This window comes from Galbibacter kalidii (assembly GCF_026241135.1).
Taxonomy (GTDB): Bacteria; Bacteroidota; Bacteroidia; order Flavobacteriales; family Flavobacteriaceae; genus Galbibacter.
In genome coordinates, this window is sequence record NZ_JAPFGA010000003.1 from 219,781 (window position 1) to 236,856 (window position 17,076).

Annotated in this window: 15 protein-coding genes; 2 read left to right on the top strand and 13 right to left on the bottom strand. The window is 40.8% G+C overall.

Going from position 1 to position 17,076, the window contains the following annotated elements; translation table 11 throughout:
- Positions 1-200: 200 nt before the first annotated feature.
- The 3 genes from OOZ15_RS04975 to OOZ15_RS04985 form a co-directional block, all read right to left on the bottom strand.
- Positions 201-701 carry an SRPBCC family protein gene (locus tag OOZ15_RS04975; protein ID WP_265954806.1) on the bottom strand — a complete coding sequence of 167 codons (501 nt, stop codon included), beginning with the start codon at positions 699-701 and terminating at the stop codon, positions 201-203.
- Entirely contained in the window at positions 691-1,017 is a 327-nt protein-coding gene (locus OOZ15_RS04980; protein WP_265954808.1) for an ArsR/SmtB family transcription factor, read from the bottom strand. The genes OOZ15_RS04975 and OOZ15_RS04980 overlap by 11 nt, the downstream gene beginning before the upstream one ends.
- A 265-nt stretch (positions 1,018-1,282) precedes the next feature.
- Positions 1,283-1,639 (bottom strand): winged helix-turn-helix transcriptional regulator, encoded by a 357-nt coding sequence (locus OOZ15_RS04985; RefSeq protein ID WP_265954810.1) that lies wholly within the window; start codon positions 1,637-1,639, stop codon positions 1,283-1,285.
- A gap of 81 nt (positions 1,640-1,720) precedes the next feature.
- On the opposite strand from OOZ15_RS04985, the gene OOZ15_RS04990 reads away from it, so the two are divergent.
- Positions 1,721-2,359 carry an FMN-dependent NADH-azoreductase gene (locus OOZ15_RS04990; RefSeq protein WP_265954812.1) on the top strand — a complete coding sequence of 213 codons (639 nt, stop codon included), beginning with the start codon at positions 1,721-1,723 and terminating at the stop codon, positions 2,357-2,359.
- 6 nt (positions 2,360-2,365) lie between these two features.
- On the top strand, positions 2,366-2,740 hold the full coding sequence (locus OOZ15_RS04995; protein WP_265954814.1) for a DoxX family protein: 375 nt from the start codon (positions 2,366-2,368) through the stop codon (positions 2,738-2,740).
- 58 nt (positions 2,741-2,798) lie between these two features.
- Here the strand turns inward: OOZ15_RS04995 and OOZ15_RS05000 are convergent, their stop codons facing one another.
- The 10 genes from OOZ15_RS05000 to OOZ15_RS05045 all read right to left on the bottom strand — a co-directional run bounded on the left by OOZ15_RS05000 (position 2,799) and on the right by OOZ15_RS05045 (position 17,074).
- Positions 2,799-3,146 (bottom strand): cupin domain-containing protein, encoded by a 348-nt coding sequence (locus OOZ15_RS05000; RefSeq protein WP_265954816.1) that lies wholly within the window; start codon positions 3,144-3,146, stop codon positions 2,799-2,801.
- 164 nt (positions 3,147-3,310) lie between these two features.
- Positions 3,311-5,152: a family 43 glycosylhydrolase gene (locus OOZ15_RS05005; RefSeq protein ID WP_265954818.1), complete on the bottom strand. Its 1,842-nt coding sequence runs from the start codon at positions 5,150-5,152 to the stop codon at positions 3,311-3,313.
- A 131-nt stretch (positions 5,153-5,283) separates the two neighbouring features.
- The gene (locus tag OOZ15_RS05010; protein ID WP_265954821.1) at positions 5,284-7,062 is read right to left on the bottom strand and encodes a sulfatase family protein; all 1,779 of its coding nucleotides are present in this window, start codon (positions 7,060-7,062) and stop codon (positions 5,284-5,286) included.
- A 164-nt stretch (positions 7,063-7,226) separates the two neighbouring features.
- A complete protein-coding gene (gene bglX / locus OOZ15_RS05015) occupies positions 7,227-9,566 on the bottom strand; it encodes a beta-glucosidase BglX (protein WP_265954823.1) in 2,340 nt (779 codons plus the stop codon).
- Between the two features lie 2 nt (positions 9,567-9,568).
- Positions 9,569-10,363 carry a carboxylesterase family protein gene (locus tag OOZ15_RS05020; RefSeq protein WP_265954825.1) on the bottom strand — a complete coding sequence of 265 codons (795 nt, stop codon included), beginning with the start codon at positions 10,361-10,363 and terminating at the stop codon, positions 9,569-9,571.
- Between the two features lie 4 nt (positions 10,364-10,367).
- Positions 10,368-11,345 carry a metallophosphoesterase gene (locus OOZ15_RS05025; RefSeq protein ID WP_265954827.1) on the bottom strand — a complete coding sequence of 326 codons (978 nt, stop codon included), beginning with the start codon at positions 11,343-11,345 and terminating at the stop codon, positions 10,368-10,370.
- A 67-nt stretch (positions 11,346-11,412) separates the two neighbouring features.
- Positions 11,413-12,792 carry a glucoamylase family protein gene (locus OOZ15_RS05030; protein ID WP_265954829.1) on the bottom strand — a complete coding sequence of 460 codons (1,380 nt, stop codon included), beginning with the start codon at positions 12,790-12,792 and terminating at the stop codon, positions 11,413-11,415.
- Positions 12,793-12,886: 94 nt separating this feature from the next.
- Entirely contained in the window at positions 12,887-14,245 is a 1,359-nt protein-coding gene (locus OOZ15_RS05035) for a glucoamylase family protein (RefSeq protein ID WP_265954830.1), read from the bottom strand.
- A gap of 95 nt (positions 14,246-14,340) precedes the next feature.
- Positions 14,341-15,420, bottom strand: coding sequence for a LamG domain-containing protein (locus OOZ15_RS05040; protein WP_265954832.1), 1,080 nt, complete (start codon positions 15,418-15,420; stop codon positions 14,341-14,343).
- A 130-nt stretch (positions 15,421-15,550) separates the two neighbouring features.
- Positions 15,551-17,074, bottom strand: coding sequence for a RagB/SusD family nutrient uptake outer membrane protein (locus OOZ15_RS05045; RefSeq protein ID WP_265954833.1), 1,524 nt, complete (start codon positions 17,072-17,074; stop codon positions 15,551-15,553).
- Between the last annotated feature and the right edge of the window lie 2 nt (positions 17,075-17,076).

The following is a 17,076-nucleotide window of genomic DNA, read 5'->3' on the forward strand; positions in this document are numbered from 1 at the left end:
CGTTAAAAATAAATTTTGACTTCATATGGGCAAGTACTGTGGCATAAATTAAAATTACTACGCTAGAATGTAAAACTACTATGCCCCAATGTAAAGTTACTTTGTCTTATATTAGAATTACTTCACGTCAAAGTAGAATAACGATGATCCAATATTAGAATTACATTACCAAAAATCAAAAAAGCCAGTCCGGTTTCTTCCTATGCTTTGGTTTTTAACAATTCATCCAGACCATCCATAGCAGTGGTAAAGCCTTCTTTGAATCCCATAGCTATGATTTTTTCCAAATCGGAAAGCTCTTTATGTTTGATCAAGATATTTACCATGGTGGTACCCTCCCCTTCTTTAAAGTCAACATTCCAATTGGAGCGGGGAAATTCATCATTTAGATTTCCGTCCTTATCACAAAAGGCATCCAGGAATTTAAAATTTGTTTTCGGACTAATGACCGTATAATCCGCTAGCGCCCAATGTTCTTCACCTTCTGGTCCACACATGGCATAGAGTCTTCTGCCTCCTACTTTAAACTCCATAGATTTGGTTTTTGAGACCCAAGGCTTAGGTGCCCACCACTGATCGAGCAACTCCTGATCTGTCCATACTTTCCAGACCAGCGAAAGTCCGGCTCCAAATTCTCTTTTTACTTCTACCGTTTTTGTTTCTTTGTTCACGGTAAACTCAAAACTTAAATTACTTTTCATCTTTCTTGTTTTTTATGGTTAATAATAAATCATCTAATTGACTAAAACGGTTTTCCCAGATCTTTCTGAATTGTTCCAACCATTGGTCTATTTCTTTCATTTTTTCAACTTCCAACTGATAATAGATTTCACGACCTTGTTGTTCCTGCTTGATCAATTCACATTCGGATAAAATCCTTAGATGCTTAGAAACTGCCTGTCGGGATATATCGAAGTTCTTGGCAATGGCATTGGGTGTCATTGCCTGCATTGCAATTAAAGCAATAATGGCTCTTCTTGTTGGATCGGCAATTGCCTGAAATACATCTCTTCTCATTCTTCTTAATTATGAAACCAATCAGTTGCAAATATATATGCAACTTTTCGGTTTCGCAAATTTATCTGCTCTTTTTTCAAAAATTAACATTGAACTGGCGTTAAACTAAGAATCAAAAGCCTAACTGGTGGGACTATAGTTTAAACGGATTGCAAACCTGTCTACCGGCAGGTAGATCTCGTTACCGAGACCGATTGAGCAAGTGACTACAAAGAGTATATCGACTTGAAAAAAAGATACATTAAACGAAGCATTGAAAGTTTCGTTAACCAGGAAGATTGGCTTGTCCCCAATCTTCCATTTGGTTTAATATTTCTTTTAGTGATTGGCCAAAAGTGGTTAATTCATATTCTACTTTTGGCGGGAATTGTTCATAATCAATTCGGTTTACCATGCCGTCATTCACTAATTCCTTTAACTGGGAGGCAAGCATCCTTTCAGAAATACCAACCAATCGTTCCTTTAACTCATTGTACCGGAGCTTTTCCTCATGTAAAAGAAAAGCGATAATATTTATTTTCCATCGCCCGCCAATTAATGACAAGGTATGTGAAAGACCGCAATGTTCTTTCCAATAAATTTCGTTTATAGTATTTGTTGAATTTTCTTTTCGATTACCCATACTTACTTTTTTATTAGTGTGGTGCCGCTATTTTTTACGCAAAAAAATTAGAAGTTTTGCATAAATAAATGTACATAAAAAATGAGAAAAGTTTTAATTATCAATTCAAGCGCAAGACTTGAAGGATCAAATAGTCGAGCACTTACAAAGTTATTCGAAGAAACGTGGGCTAAGAATTACCCCGAAGATGTTTATACCTATCGGGAAGTAGGCTCAACCCCTATTCCGCATATTACCAGTGAGTGGATTACAGCTTACCAAACTAAACCAGAAAACAGAACCGGGGAAAACCAGAAACCTTTGGAGCTGAGTAACACGCTTATAAGAGAACTCAAAGAATCGGACATTTATGCAATAGGTGTTCCTATGTATAACTGGTCTATTCCGAGTGGATTAAGATCATACATTGATCAGGTAATGAGAATAAACGAAACCTGGAAATTTAGATCAGGAATGCCAGACGGTGATTATGTCGGATTACTTGAAAATAAAAAACTGTTCATTTTGTCGAGTAGAGGGGGTAATGGATATGGAGAAGGGGAACTCAATGCCCATATGAACTTTCAAACCAGTTATTTAAAAATGATTTTTACAGTCATGGGTGTCAAAGACATTGAAATAATTTCTCTCAACTATGAGAGTGATAAGGTATATGGAGAAGGAAATCTTTTTGCCCAAGCCCAACGTGATGTACATAGCCAAATACAAAAGTTAAAATAAATACAAATGAAAACATTTCGAACAATTATTTACTGGTTAAGTTACGCATACTATTTATATGTATTTGGTTATGCTTCACTTTTCAAGGTTTTTCAGAAACACTCGATGATGGAAAGTATGCTATCTTTAGGTTTTAATAAAACCTGGACTATATTAACAGGAGTTGGCGAACTAATCGGCGTTATATTACTTGTAATTGGGCTTATTAAGCCCTTATTAAGAAATGTGGGGATTCTATTATTGTTTCCTTTTGCGATTGGAGCATTTACTGCACACATGGCCCATAATGAATACCATCACTTTTACAATGCATTAATTATGTGTGTGCTTTCGATTGTCTTACTCGTGTTAGACAAAAATTTTAAGATTCTGATTGAATAATTCCCAGCTACCACATGCCTACCTATCGGCAGACAGGTTTGCAACTTGTGGTTATAGCCTACTTCATAAAATCCTCCCGAATAGGACTAAATACATCCACTAAAACACCTCCTTCTAAACAAACAACCCCGTGTTTTGCATGTGGTGGAATGTAAAAGGTATCTCCTCCGGTTAATGTTTGGGTTTCTCCGGCTATGGTGACTTCAAATTTTCCGCCGGCTACATAGGTTACTTGAGAGTGGTAATGGTCGTGCAGGGCTCCCACGCCTCCTTTTTCAAATTTCACTTTAACGAGCATGATCTTATCATCATAACTCATGATTTGCCGCTGAATACCTTCATCTACTTGTTCCCACAGAGATTCATCACCTTTTGAAAATTTTTTACTTGCCCCAAATGACACCATATGCTTAGCCTTTTTGTTATTAAATATTGAAGTTATAAACAAAAATAGGCTTTATTGATGAGATGTCTTTATCTCATTTTATAACAAGGGAATATATACAACAAAAGTCCTGTGTCTGCTATTGCTTAACAAGTTTTTTTATACAAGGGATCTTTTAAAATCTTTTACTCTATATAAATAATGTCACTTTTTTCTGAAATGCCATTTTCGTTAAAGGCTTCAACCTGCATATAATACCCTTGATCTGTGTTTAAAGCCCTTAATTCATATTGGGCATCCTCATAAATCAAGACGGATAAATTGAGTTTATCTTCAGCTATTCCCCAATAAACCACATACCCGGTTGCCTTCTCGTCCTTATCCCAACTCAGGTCGGCATTACGCCTGTCCACTTGCCTTTCTACTTTAAAATTGGAAGGTTCTTCTGGTTTGTTTTCATATCCATTTCCAAAAACCCTGAATTCTGAAATAGACAAATATTCATTTGAGCAATACACATGATTATATCTGATATACCTTGCATCTTTAGGTGTATCCAGTTCTATATAAGCATGTGGCATGTCTTTTTCATTTTCTGAATAATCGGCAAGGGTTTCCCAAGTTTTTCCGTCAATGGATAATTCAATGGTAAACTGTTGTCTCAAATCGTCCGGTCTTCCGAAAATCGTACTGTTATAATCGGCAAAATTGATCTGGACGGCTTTGACATTCATCTTTTTTCCGAGATCCACCTCCACATAAATCGAATCGTTATTGGACTGGGACACCCAATAGGAACGTATTTCTTCATCGTTGATCTTGGCTATGTCGAACTCCCTGATCTGTTCCTGCATATATCCCTTCTCACTTTCGTCCACCACATTGATATCATCAGTTACCAAAGGCGAATTGGTCTTCACCGGTTTTTTATAAGAAAGCAGCATCCATCCGGTAAATCGCTGTTTGTGATTGTCTACCTCCGTATCCGGTAAATAATGCGGATAATCACCGTAAGCGGTATTGACGAACATTTGTCCGTTGCCCTCAAACCCGGCCGGATACATCCCGAGGCGACGTTCAAATTTGTAGTTTACCGAAATGGCCATGGTAGCATAATGCCAGTAATTTCCGTTGTTGTCTTGTACTGTACTTCCGTGTCCGGATCCTTTTAAAAATCCACCGGGTTTATACGAAATGGGGTTATAGGGAGCATATTCAAACGGGCCTAAAGGACTTTTGCTGGTGTACACACCATCGGCATAAACATTCCACTGGGTGCCGGGCGCCCCGTATTCCAAATAATAAGTGTCACCGTGTTTAACCATCCAAGGCCCTTCGATAAAAGGTTTTAAATCTGATCTATGATCTTGTCCGAAGCGTTCCCAGCCGTGGTTTTCCGGATCAAGGTTGAACAAATCTTTTTCTTCGCCCATGGGAACATAATAGTTTTCAGCATCCAATTCCACCGCACGAATAGGCCATTTGTTCGATGATTCTTCATATAAATAGACCCGACCATCGTCATCTACAAACAAATCCGGGTCTTGGATTCCCCCGGGCGGATTCAAGACTGCATAATTAGTCTTCCAATCCCCCAATTCAGGGTTATCTGTTTCTATTATGGCTCCCCTGCCCGACGGATCACCATAAACCAAAATTTTATCGCCTTTTACCACAGCAGCCGGGGCATTACTCCCATTAAAATACCAGCTTTGGGGTTTTATAAACTTCCAATTACTCATATCATCAGACATCCAGTAGCCATGGGAACGGGTGACGAACATAAAGTATTTTCCTTTAAAATTCACTACTGCAGGATCTGCTCCTGAGCGATACGACACTGCATTTTTTGCCCTGTAGTGCGACATATAGGAATAGTCGATATCCAAAGGATTACAATAGGTTTTATAGTGTTTCTCAGTTTCTTCTATAGCCAAAGATTCTGTTGTTTCTTTCTTTGCCTCTGATTGACACGACAAGCAAAAAATCAGAACTGTATATATCAACTGTTTTTTCAGTGATTCCATAAAATAATCTTGTTTAAATTTTTATCAATTTATCCATTCTATTTAGGCAAATTAGTTGAAAAACGTCCAGCGCGCCACCTGGCTCCTTCACTAAAAATGTCCGCTGGACATTTTTTTAACGCTCGGCCCTTTCATGGCCGGCTATCTTTATCGATCTGTGGATCGTATGAAGTCCCTGTATGACCTCTTAACTTATCAAAGGTCTTATAGGCTCGCTCTATCCTTTTCTTATCTACCGGCACAAATTCCTTATCGGTTACTTTATAATGTTTTTGAAGGGAATCCAGTTTTATCCGAAGTTGTGCTTCAATAGTATCATATTCCGGATTATCAATAAGGTTGTTGACCTCATCAGGATCTTCTTGTAAATCATACAGTTCCCAGGTATCGATATCATCGTAAAAATGAATCAGTTTATAACGAAGAGTTCTCACACCATACTGGCGTTTTACCATGTGAAAGGCCGGATAGTCATAGTAATGATAATAAATTGCATCCCTGAAATCCTCTTCTGAAGCTTCTCCTTCCAAAACAGGTCTTAAAGATTTTCCCTGCATATCCTGTGGAATATCCACTTGGGCATAGTCTAAAAAAGTTTCTGCAAAATCCAGGTTTTGGGTCAGGGCATTAATCACAGTTCCCTTATCTATTGATTTAGGATATTGTATCAAAGCAGGCATACCAAAGGACTCTTCATACATATATCGCTTGTCAAACCATCCTTTTTCACCCAAATAAAAACCTTGATCAGAGGTGTAAACCACAATAGTGTTCTCTATCAAGTCATTTTCTTCCAGATAATCCAAGATTCTTCCCACACCTTCATCCACCGAGGCTATGGTCGCCAAATATTCCTGAAGATAACGCTGTCCCTTCCATTCGGCAAGCTCCCTTCCCGAAAGATTTGCTTCGTGCATGGCATCATTCTTTCCTTGATAAGCTTTGTCCCATGTAGCTCGCTGCTCAGGAGTCATACGATCAAAGTCCGTTTTCCAAGGATTATGAGCCAATTTATGGCTTCCTTTAGCAACTGTCATTTTCAGGTCATGTCCTTCGTACATATCCTTGTATATAGTCTGCTGTTGTTCTTTTGAGCCCAAAGACCCCTTGTGATCGGTAAAATAGGTATCCGGCAACGGAAATTGTACCGAATCATACTTGTTTGCATGACGCAATGCCGGCATCCAGTTACGGTGAGGTGCTTTATGGTGTACCATCATCATAAACGGATTCGCACTGTCTTTTACCTTTTCCATATAGGCAATGGCCTTATCGGTAATCAAATCGGTGGCGTACCCCTGTTCAACAAGGGTGTCGGGCAATTTTGCAGCCCAATGTGCTGTGGTGTCTATCCGTTTTTTATCTAAAAGTGATGTATCCCTTAATCGTATAAACTGCGGATTGTAATAATTCCCCTGATCGTTTAAAATATCCCAATGATCAAACCCCTGCGGATAACCGTGTAAATGCCATTTTCCAACAATGGACGTATTGTACCCCGCTTTTTGGAGCAGTTTTGGAAAAGTTTGCTGACTGCCATCAAAACGTTCGCCATTCATTCTGAATCCGTTGATATGGCTGTGCTTTCCGGTAAGGATAACTGCCCGGCTCGGACCGCAAATAGAATTGGTACAATAATTTCTGTTCAGTAAAGCTCCGTTTTGGGCTATACGATCAATATTGGGTGTAGGAGCTAATTTACTGATCTCATGTCCGTAGGCGCTAATCGCTTGAATGGCATGGTCGTCGGCCATAATAAATATGATATTCGGTCTGGTTTTGTTCTCGACTGCGCCTGCCTGTCCGGCAGGCAGGCTCGAACTGACACTATCATCAGTATTTTTCTGCTTACAGGATACTATGCCTATTAGCAATGTCATTCCTAATATTATATATGCAAACTTTTTCATCTGTTCTTTTTTTATTGTTTTTTAGTGGTCAGATGGAAATCGAAGATTCACGAGTTCCATTATACAAATTAAAATTTTGCGAGTAATGCCCAAGATAATATCGGTTGGTTTGATAAATAAGTTAATGGGCATTTCATCTCAATTTGTTTTGGTTTATGTTAATTTTATTCCGTCAATTCAAATTCTTCCATTAATACCGATTCAGAATCAGTTCCAACAAACACTTGAAACATACCGGGCTCTGCAACAAAATCAAGATCAGAATTATAAAATTTAAGGTCTTCTACTGAAAGCTCAAAACTGATGTTCTTCGTTTCCCCTTTTTTCAGTTCAATCTTTTTAAAGGCTTTCAACTCCTTAACCGGACGGGTTACAGAGCCCACCAGATCACGGATGTATAACTGAACAACCTCTTTTCCGTCATAGTCGCCGGTATTGGCAATATCGACAAAAACTTCCAAAGTATCCTGCATCGAAATGGTCTCGGAGCTCAATTTCAAGTTACTGTAATCGAAGTTTGTATAACTCAACCCATAACCGAAAGGATAGAGGGGTTCGTTTCGGACATCCAAATAATTACTTCTGAATTTTTCAAACTTGCCTTCTTTATTACTTAACGGACGTCCGGTATTCTTGTGATTGTAATAAATAGGCACTTGTCCCACATTCATCGGGAAGGTAGCCGTTAATTTCCCCGAAGGGTTAACATCACCAAACAACACATCAGAAATAGCCAATCCGGCCTGACTTCCCGGAAACCAGACATTCAAAATAGCAGGCACATTTTCATTTTCTTCGACTATAGCCAAAGGTCTTCCGGTAAACAGAACCATCACTACGGGTTTTCCGGTTTTTAAAAGGGCATTCAACAAGTCTTTTTGTGCTTGTGGTATTTGCAGATTGGTCACACTGCTACTTTCTCCACTCATTTCGGCAGTTTCTCCAATGGCTGCCAGGATAACATCAGATATTGATGCCACAGTTACGGCTTCATCCAACAGTTGTTTATCTGTTCTGTCATCACGTGGAATTTCCTTCCCGAACATGGTTACATTTTTTTCGTATTTCAAGTCATAATCCACATTACTGCCTTTGGCATAAAGTACCTCAACACTATCCCCTGCAACTTCTTTCAAGCCTTCCAAAAGCGGAATAGATTTTTCCTGTTTGGTCGCTACACTCCAGGTTCCAGCCATATTGACCGCCGTATTGGCCAAAGGGCCAACCAATGCAATGGTTCCCTGTTTTTTTAATGGCAATACTTTATTCCCACCGTGCCTGCCGGCAGGCAGGTTTTTAAGCAATACCATGGATTCAGCTGACACTTTTCGGGCAAAAGCCTTGTTTTCATCAGTAAACACCTCGGTCTCGGCACGGTTTACATCACAGTATTTATATGGATTATCAAAGAGTCCGAGTTGGTATTTGGCGGTAAGAAGCCGTTTTACGGCAGTATCGATCTCTTCCATGGAAATCTTTCCTTCATCCAAGGATTTTTTCAGTGTGGATAAAAACCCTTCACCCACCATATCCATATCTGTTCCGGCTTTAAGCGCTAAAGCTGATACTTGTTGAAGGTCACCCATACCGTGGGCTATCATCTCGTTGATTCCGGTATAATCCGACACCACAAAACCATTAAAGCCCCATTCGTTCCTAAGCAAATCGGTTAACAGCCATTTATTCCCTGTAGCCGGAATACCATCAATTTCATTAAACGATGCCATCACAGAACCCACTCCGGCGTCCACGGCCGCTTTGTACGGCGGTAGATATTCGTTATACATTCTGATTTTACTCATATCCACCGTATTGTAATCCCGCCCCGCTTCCGACGCACCATACAAGGCAAAGTGTTTTACACAAGACATCATGGTATTGTTTTTAGTCAAATCGTTTCCCTGATAGCCTTTTACCATCGCTTTGGCTATTTCACTTCCCAAAAAAGAATCCTCACCCGAACCTTCGGAAATACGGCCCCAGCGCGGGTCGCGGGAAACATCCACCATAGGGGAAAATGTCCAGTTGATTCCGTCAGCAGTAGCTTCTTGGGCTGCTATTCTAGCTGTTTGCTTTATCAATTCCATATCCCATGAACTTGACAAGCCCAAAGGAATGGGAAAGGTTGTTTCGTATCCATGAATAACATCCATACCGAAGAGTAAAGGGATTTTTAGGCGGCTTTTTTCCACCGCTATCTGCTGAACTGCTTTTATTTTTTCAGCTGATTTTATATTGAAAAGTCCTCCTACTTTCCCTTCTTCTATTTTCTTACCAATATCTGAGCTTTGTGCCTGTCCGGTTGTAATATCTCCGGAAGCCGGTAAATTCAGCTGTCCCAATTTTTCTTCCAGGGTCATTAAGCTTAAAATGGAATCTACCTGATTTTCAAAAGGATTGTTCGCGTTATTCGCAGTTGCTTTTGCGCCCTCGTTTTTACAGGCAAATAGCACTACTGTACAAAACAGCGATAAGATGATATATTGTTTGATTGATTTTTTCATCCTTATTCTTGAGTTGAAGGTTTTGTTTTGGAAAAAAGCCATGGCAACAATTCAGGTTCTGCTAATGCTGCATCCCAACTGTTATGATTAGCTTCTTCATATAGGGTAAAATTGGGTGTTCCTCCGGCTTTTAGATAAGCACTTACCATATTTATCGAAAGTTGAGGGTCTACGATATCGTCCTTAGCCCCGTGGAACACCCATAAAGCTGTTTTACCAGCATATTTTTTTACTGTTTCGGTATTACCACCGCCACAAATGGCAAAAGCAGCAGCAAACATCTCAGGTTTTCGGTAGAGCAGCTCAAAAGTGCCCATTCCCCCCATGGAGAGTCCGCCAACATATAATTGTTCTTTTTTTACATACGATTCCTCTACAAATTGATCCATCAACTGCATAACCAGACTCAGTGGTTTTGATGGCGGTATTTGTGCAGGGAATTTTATCTCATATGGATGTATATTTCGATCCACTGTAACATTAGCCCAATAGCTTTCCTTTGGACACTGTGGAAAAATAACGACGGACGGGAAGTTTTTCCTGTTTTCTTCAGAAGCAAAAAGGCTGCTGCCATGTATCAGTTGACTAGCATTGTCACTACCTCGCTCTCCGGCGCCGTGAAGGAAGAGTACGAGTGGGTATTGTTTATCCTCTGAAAAGCCTTTTGGATACATGATGCGGTATTTTAAGGTATCCTTATTGACCACAAATTCTTTTTCCTGATAAAGCTGATCTTGTGCCATTAATGTTCCAGACATTAATACCATGAGGAGTATTGTAGTTATTGTCGTTTTCATCTATCTAAAATTTTACGTTTTTAAAAACAAATTCGTGCTCAGGATCCTTTTTAAACTGATCTAACCAAGGGGAGTAGGTAGTTACCGAAATCGTTTTGTTTGTTGTATTCACTTTTACGATCCGTAAAAAGCCATTACCTCCGTTTTCTGATCTGTCGACACCTTTTTGGTAATTAGCCAGCATTTGATACACTTTATTCCCGTGTTTTCCTTCAGAAACCAACCTACCGACACCGGATTTCAACACATGGCCCGAAAAGACCATTAGTATATTTTTATGTTTTGAGACGAGTTTCTCCCAAAGTTGTTTTCCGTTATTAACTGCATCGTCACCGGTATCCTTCCCCACACCATAAGCTTGGGGTTGCCACCAATCCTCACCGTCATGCAAGGTACTGTCTTCATACAAATAGGCATGTGTATTGATAATGATCTTATGATCCGGATAAAGCGAAATGATATCTTCAACCCAATCAATAGTTTTATTTCTCGGACCAAATTCCAGTGAAAACACCAACCATTTTTCTCCGGAAAGATCAAATTCAGAACACAAATTATCCACCTTATTTTCTGGAAAGGAAGCTATTATATTAGAGTTATTTTTGAGTTCATTTAAATCAAAAAAACTATTTGCCATGGTTGTATTCCTGACATCTGCAAACTTATTGGGCTCACTTCCCATATCGTGGTTTCCCAAACAAAAAGAATAAGGGACTTTGCCGTTTAACATCTCAAATCCTTTTATGGCAATTTCCCACTCTTTTTGAGAGTTGTTTTGGGTAATATCCCCCTCGTGTATCACAAGTGAAAACCTGTCTTTGTTATCGGCTATCCACTCCATCTGTTTATAATAGATCTCAGGAAACTCTTCAACGTATGCTTGGGTGTCCGGCAATACCACAAATTCAAAACTACGCTTATAGGATTTGCACGATAGCATCAACACGAATACTAATAATTGCAAACAGTGTTTAAAGTTCATTGTTTTTGGTTGATTGGTTAAAATTTACGCTTTTTGATTTAATTATGTTGCATCTTCTTCCTGATTTTCAATAACTAAACCCTAAAATATCGAGTCCGTTTCGCACATCTTCGTTCTGCATAAACAAATCCCAAAATAAACCCGTCCTGTAATTTTCTATCATAATGATTTGTGGACCTTGGTCTATAGCTAAATAAGCTTCGGCCACCCAATAATCATATTCCGGACTAAAAGCATCATAAAATCCGGCCGGCCCCATCAAGGTTTCCCCTTTACTGTGAAAAAAGTGCATCGCCGCCAAGGATTCTTCCGGAGTGTACGGAATAGAACTTACAGCTGCCGTAGGCGAAATGACCCCGGGATCGTTTCCGGGCTTATGGGCACTGTAGCCCCTAGATCCGTCATCGTTTCTGGTATAACTGGCCGTCAAACCCCAACAATCAGGACCGTAATCGGCGTAATTCTGCGGATTGTTCACACAATACTCATAATTAACCTGACTGTGGTTTACGTTTACATTCCAATAATTGGCATATTGATCGGAAAGGTTTCTCGGATCCAATCCCAAATAGGAATAATGCGCCCAAAACAAAGGTCCGCCATAATTAGATCCCCCGGCATGTTCTACATACAAGGGTATTCCATAAGGCATATCAGATGAAACAATGTTGCCATTTGCTGCCCATCCTTCGTGATAAGCCTCAGCAGGAATGGGATAATCAGGTGATGCTGCTCCCAAGATAAATGCTATCAGGGTTTCGTTATACCCCTTCAGTTCCAAATTAATGGCAAATCCGTGATTCGGACTCCAATGCCAATACAAGGCATTTTGTCCTTGTGTGTACCAATTCCATTCCACACCTTTCCACAGTACATCAGCTTTATTGGCTAATACCATTTCTTCTTCGGTACCATTTTTAAAATACTCCTTTACGCAGATCAAGCCCTGAACAAAAAAGGCCGTTTCCAAAATATCGCCCCCGTTATCTTGCTCACTAAAAGGAAGTACACTTCCGGTATTACCATCTATCCAATGCGGCCAAGCTCCGTGAAAGCGATCGGCATTTTCAAAAAACTCAAGTATTTGAGACAATCTCGCTACACCTTCTGCCCTTGAAACATAACCGCGTTCGATGCCCACCAAAATAGCCATCAAACCAAAGCCACTGCCTCCGGTAGTCACTACATTTTCATTCAACGATGGATTGTCCGGATGATAACGTTCCCTTGCTGCTCCCGAATTGGTATTAGCAAAATCCCAAAAATACTTGAAGGTTTTTTCTTGAATCAAATCCATCAATTCCACATCGGGAATGGGCTCGACAACCACAGGGTCGTCATCAGTTCCAGAAGGTGGATCGGGGTCAAAAGGCTCGCCCGTACCGGGATCGTTAGAACAGGAAAATACAGCTATCGCAAAAAACATGTATAATAGTACCTGTTTCATGTGTTTATTTTTATTGATTTTTATTGGACACGCAACCTCGCATTCATAATCATTCCTCCGTGTTTCACTTTTGTCATGCTCGGTTTCATCATTTTCAATTTTTAACCGTGAAGTTTAATTTTTTAAGTCCGTTCTGCACGTCTTGGTTCTGCATAAACAGTTTCCAAAGCAAACCAGAACGATAGTTCTCGACCATGACCGGAATAGGGCCTTGATCTATGGCCAGATACCTAGGCAAATACCAATCGTGTTCTAGACTAAAGGCGTCGTAAGGACCATATTTCCCAATTAAAGTATCTTTTTTTTCATAGAGATTCCTTAACATTTTCATACTTTCTTTTGGTGTATATGGAAAAGACGATAAGGCCGCTGTTGGGGAAATAACACCAAAATCCTTTCCCGGACGATGACCGGCATATCCTTTCATGGAATAACTAGAAGTCAACCCCCAAAGACTATCCCCATATCCTTTGTAATTTTCAGGGTTGTCCACGGCATATTTATAGTGAATTTTTGCATGATTCTGAGTTAATTTCCAATAATCAGCATATTGATCTTTAAGTCCTTTCGGATTCAAGCCCAAATAAGAATAGTGTGCCCAAAACAATGGACCAACAATGGCCTCATCATTGTGTTCATAATAGTTCAGTACCAAGGGTTCACCATAAAGGGAATCCTGGGACGCTATTTTACCATCCCTAGCCCATCCTTTTTCATAAACCGATGGTTTTATGGGGTGTGTAGGTGATGACGCTGCCAAAACGTACATGATCAGGCATTCGTTATATCCGCCCACGGGAAAGTTCATTTCCCAACCATGGGTAGGCGACCAATGCCAGTATAATACATCCTTGCCATTCTTGGTGTACCAATCCCACTCCACTTCGCGCCACAGTTGATCGATCTTTTCAACCAATGCCTTCTCCCTGTCGTTTCCGTCTTTAAAATATTCTGAAACCGTTAAAAGTCCCTGAATCATAAAGGCGGTTTCCACCAAATCCCCTCCTGTATCTTTTTTGCTGAAGGGTTTTATTTTTCCAGTCTTCCCATCTAACCAATGTGGCCAGGCGCCGTGAAAACGATCGGATTTTCCTAAAAAACCGACTATTTTTTCAAGTCTCGTTAAAGCCTCTTCCCTACTAATAAAGTCACGCTCTATTCCTACTAAAATAGCCATAACCCCAAAACCTGACCCACCTAAAGTAATCACCGATTGATCATTTTGCGGGTACACATTATCCATATGAATACGCTCCCGGGCCATACCCGAATTTGGCTCAGCTCCTTCCCAAAAATAGTTGAAGGTCTGTTTCTGAAGTGTGTCCAACAAAGCTTCATCTGAAAGTCTCGTGTCTATTGCGACATCCTTGTTTTCCTCCTTTTTATTCTTACAGGATAAAATAGTGACGCATAAAAGTAGTATTGATAATATTTTGAATGTTGTAAATTTCATTGAATTCGAATTTCCAGTAATGATTAGCTGCATTTTAACAATGATAAAATGCAGCTAATCAAACTAACTAACAACTAACCTAAATAGGTGCTTTATTAAAGCATGCTTTGTATGTCTTCCTGTGTCAATGCTACATCAAAAATCCGTAGGTCGTCCATATAACTTTGGTCAGACAAGTGATTCCACCCAATAAAGCGTGGTGCGCCCGACATGATGGACAGCACATCACAACCATCCCAATCTATCCCAGAAAACGTATTTTGACTTACCACATTGCCGTTGATGTAAACCACGCACTCGGTATTTGAAATGGTAAATGCCAAGTGGATCCATTGATCAACTGCCGGGTCCACATCGGCTGCCTCACCGCCATCAAACCAACTTTCGCCATCACCAGTACCAACATTCAGTTTAAACCGTTGCATGTCACCGGCTGCCTCTCTAAAAAATCTAAAACCTTTAGTGCGGTTATTGGCCGCATCGGTATTGTCAGGATCTTCGGGACCCATAACCAGGATACCTGCCCGATCCGGGTCGTTATTTAGCTTGTACCAAAATGTGGCGGAAAATTCTTCGTTTTGCAATGCTTCGGAAGGGAAGGTCAAATAGGAATCGGTGGCACCGGCATAGGCATTGACACCAACGTTGGCCTCGCCGGCAAAACCGGGCGAACCTTCTACAGTTGCAGCATTGTAAGTTATCAAATTAGTATAATCACCCTCAAAAGGCATATAAAGCATCTCACCCTCATACAGGGGCTCGTAAGGTGCTAGTTTACTATAATTAACCGATTGGACGGTATTGTTTCCTTCCAGGTCCGTGGCCGAAATGGTGAGTTCGTGGTCGCCATTAGTAACCCCATCAAAAGGGAGCTCAATATAAGCATTCCTGTAATCGACAAAGTCACTTAAGACGGCTATTTCGGCACCGTCCATTTGTAACACCACTTCACCAACCTCAATATCGTCTTCAACGTGTGCTTTTATTACAATTGAAGTGGTGGGTTCGGGCACCTGAATGGAGGTCCCTTCTAAAGGGTATTGAAATTCAATGACTGGTGGCCCTTGGTCTGGTCCGGGATCTACTTCGGATACAGAGTCTACTACCCCATTATAACACGAGACAACCAAGCCCCCTATTATCATTGTCATTAAGAGTTTATATAGCGTTTTCATGTGTTTATATTTATTGTTTTCTCAAAGGTCACACCTGCCTACCGGCAGGCAGGTGGAACATCCATATAATCTTTTTCACTTTGTGTTTAAAAATTAAGCATGGATGTTTCATTTTAAGTAGTTTTATGGTTTAATTTTCAAGTGGAAGCGCATCTACCTGTTCTGTTGGGTAAGGGTAATACACTTTATCCTCTGAAAAGGTTTTTCCATCATGTGTCAATTCGCCATACATACCAAGGCGCACCATGTCGTAATAGCGAATGCCCCATTCCAAAGCCAGTTCTGCAAATTTTTCGTCCACTACATTTTGAAGTGTCACCCCGCTTAAGGCCGGCATTCCGGCACGAGCCCTAACCATATTGACCACCTCATCGGCAGATATAGCAGTAGCACTGGCACCTTGGGTAAGAGCCTCTGCATATATCAATAGGATTTCAGCATAACGGATTACGATAAAATTCTTACCGCCTCCATAATTGTTACGCCCGTCGGTAAGTTGAACGGATGGCAAGTAATGCTTGCCACTGGCAAAATTGGCCCGGGCATAATCGTTGATGACGTCGCCGTCCGGAGTGGTATTTGACATCCAGGATGGGAGCGTTGCATAATCAGGATCAGACATGATTTCATCCATACCACTGTTTGTAAACAGCACACTGGTTTGCAAACGCACCATTTCGTCCCGATCCAGCATAAACTTAATGTACTTGAGCGTGGGCTCATAAAACCCCCATCCTCCACCAGCATTTTCCCGTGCCGGTGTCCACCCTTGCGGACCATAAGGGGCATACAGGTGGTAGTGGGCATCACCTGATTCACTACCAAAATCAGAAAACTGCAGTTCAAGCAAGCTTTCATCGCTCAATTCGCCCGGTTTTTTAAAGAGTTGATAAAAATCGTTGTATAGTGAAAATTTCCCCGAATTGATAATTTGTCCGGTTGCATCGGCTACGCCTTGGTAGTCTCCTATTTCCTGAAGGGCCAAGGCTTTAATGGCCAAGGCCGTGTATTTGGTCACACCTCCCGGAATGTCGTTACGCTCATTGGGACGTAAATCGGGCAACAAGGGCATGGCTTCGTCCATCAAGCCGGCAATGTATTGCATCACTTCTTCTTTGGTAGCAACACCTGCTTCGAGCTCCACATCTATGTCGGTACTATTTATGATAAAAATATCGCTCCACATACGCGACATGTTAAGGTGCAACCAAGCCCTGAGCACATCGGTCTCAGCCCGGTATTGGTCTGCCAAAGCAAAATCGCTTTCATCTGCAAATTCTTTATATAGTTCTATTTGTTCCCGGGCATTGTTCATGTGTACAATGTCGTTGTAGTGCGCACCCCATAAAGAATTGGGCATCCAACTGCCGGGATCGTAATTATATTGGTCTGCTTCCTGAAGTGGCACCTGATCACCTGCAGCATTTACATCGTCGCCCCGGACGGCATAGATTAAATGTTCTTCCCAGCCACGGGTTGAAAATTCGTGGTACGCCCCTATCAGCGGCTGAACCATATCACTCGTAATGGTATAATCAGTATCACCCACATTGGTCTGTCCCTCTACAGTTTCCAATTTGTCGTGGCAAGATTGGAAAGCCATGAGCAGAAGAAGTATCCATATATTGAAAATGTGTTTTTTAAAAGTTCTCATAG

Bases quoted from the DNA above. Each gene is read 5' to 3' on its own strand.
- OOZ15_RS05030 (WP_265954829.1), bottom strand. From the start codon at position 12,792: ATGAAACAGGTACTATTATACATGTTTTTTGCGATAGCTGTATTTTCC.
- OOZ15_RS04985 (WP_265954810.1), bottom strand. From the start codon at position 1,639: ATGGGTAATCGAAAAGAAAATTCAACAAATACTATAAACGAAATTTAT.
- OOZ15_RS04975 (WP_265954806.1), bottom strand. From the start codon at position 701: ATGAAAAGTAATTTAAGTTTTGAGTTTACCGTGAACAAAGAAACAAAA.
- OOZ15_RS05045 (WP_265954833.1), bottom strand. From the start codon at position 17,074: ATGAGAACTTTTAAAAAACACATTTTCAATATATGGATACTTCTTCTG.
- OOZ15_RS04980 (WP_265954808.1), bottom strand. From the start codon at position 1,017: ATGAGAAGAGATGTATTTCAGGCAATTGCCGATCCAACAAGAAGAGCC.
- OOZ15_RS05005 (WP_265954818.1), bottom strand. From the start codon at position 5,152: ATGGAATCACTGAAAAAACAGTTGATATATACAGTTCTGATTTTTTGC.
- bglX (WP_265954823.1), bottom strand. From the start codon at position 9,566: ATGAAAAAATCAATCAAACAATATATCATCTTATCGCTGTTTTGTACA.
- OOZ15_RS05020 (WP_265954825.1), bottom strand. From the start codon at position 10,363: ATGAAAACGACAATAACTACAATACTCCTCATGGTATTAATGTCTGGA.
- OOZ15_RS05010 (WP_265954821.1), bottom strand. From the start codon at position 7,062: ATGAAAAAGTTTGCATATATAATATTAGGAATGACATTGCTAATAGGC.
- OOZ15_RS04995 (WP_265954814.1), top strand. From the start codon at position 2,366: ATGAAAACATTTCGAACAATTATTTACTGGTTAAGTTACGCATACTAT.
- OOZ15_RS05025 (WP_265954827.1), bottom strand. From the start codon at position 11,345: ATGAACTTTAAACACTGTTTGCAATTATTAGTATTCGTGTTGATGCTA.
- OOZ15_RS05040 (WP_265954832.1), bottom strand. From the start codon at position 15,420: ATGAAAACGCTATATAAACTCTTAATGACAATGATAATAGGGGGCTTG.
- OOZ15_RS05035 (WP_265954830.1), bottom strand. From the start codon at position 14,245: ATGAAATTTACAACATTCAAAATATTATCAATACTACTTTTATGCGTC.
- OOZ15_RS05000 (WP_265954816.1), bottom strand. From the start codon at position 3,146: ATGGTGTCATTTGGGGCAAGTAAAAAATTTTCAAAAGGTGATGAATCT.
- OOZ15_RS04990 (WP_265954812.1), top strand. From the start codon at position 1,721: ATGAGAAAAGTTTTAATTATCAATTCAAGCGCAAGACTTGAAGGATCA.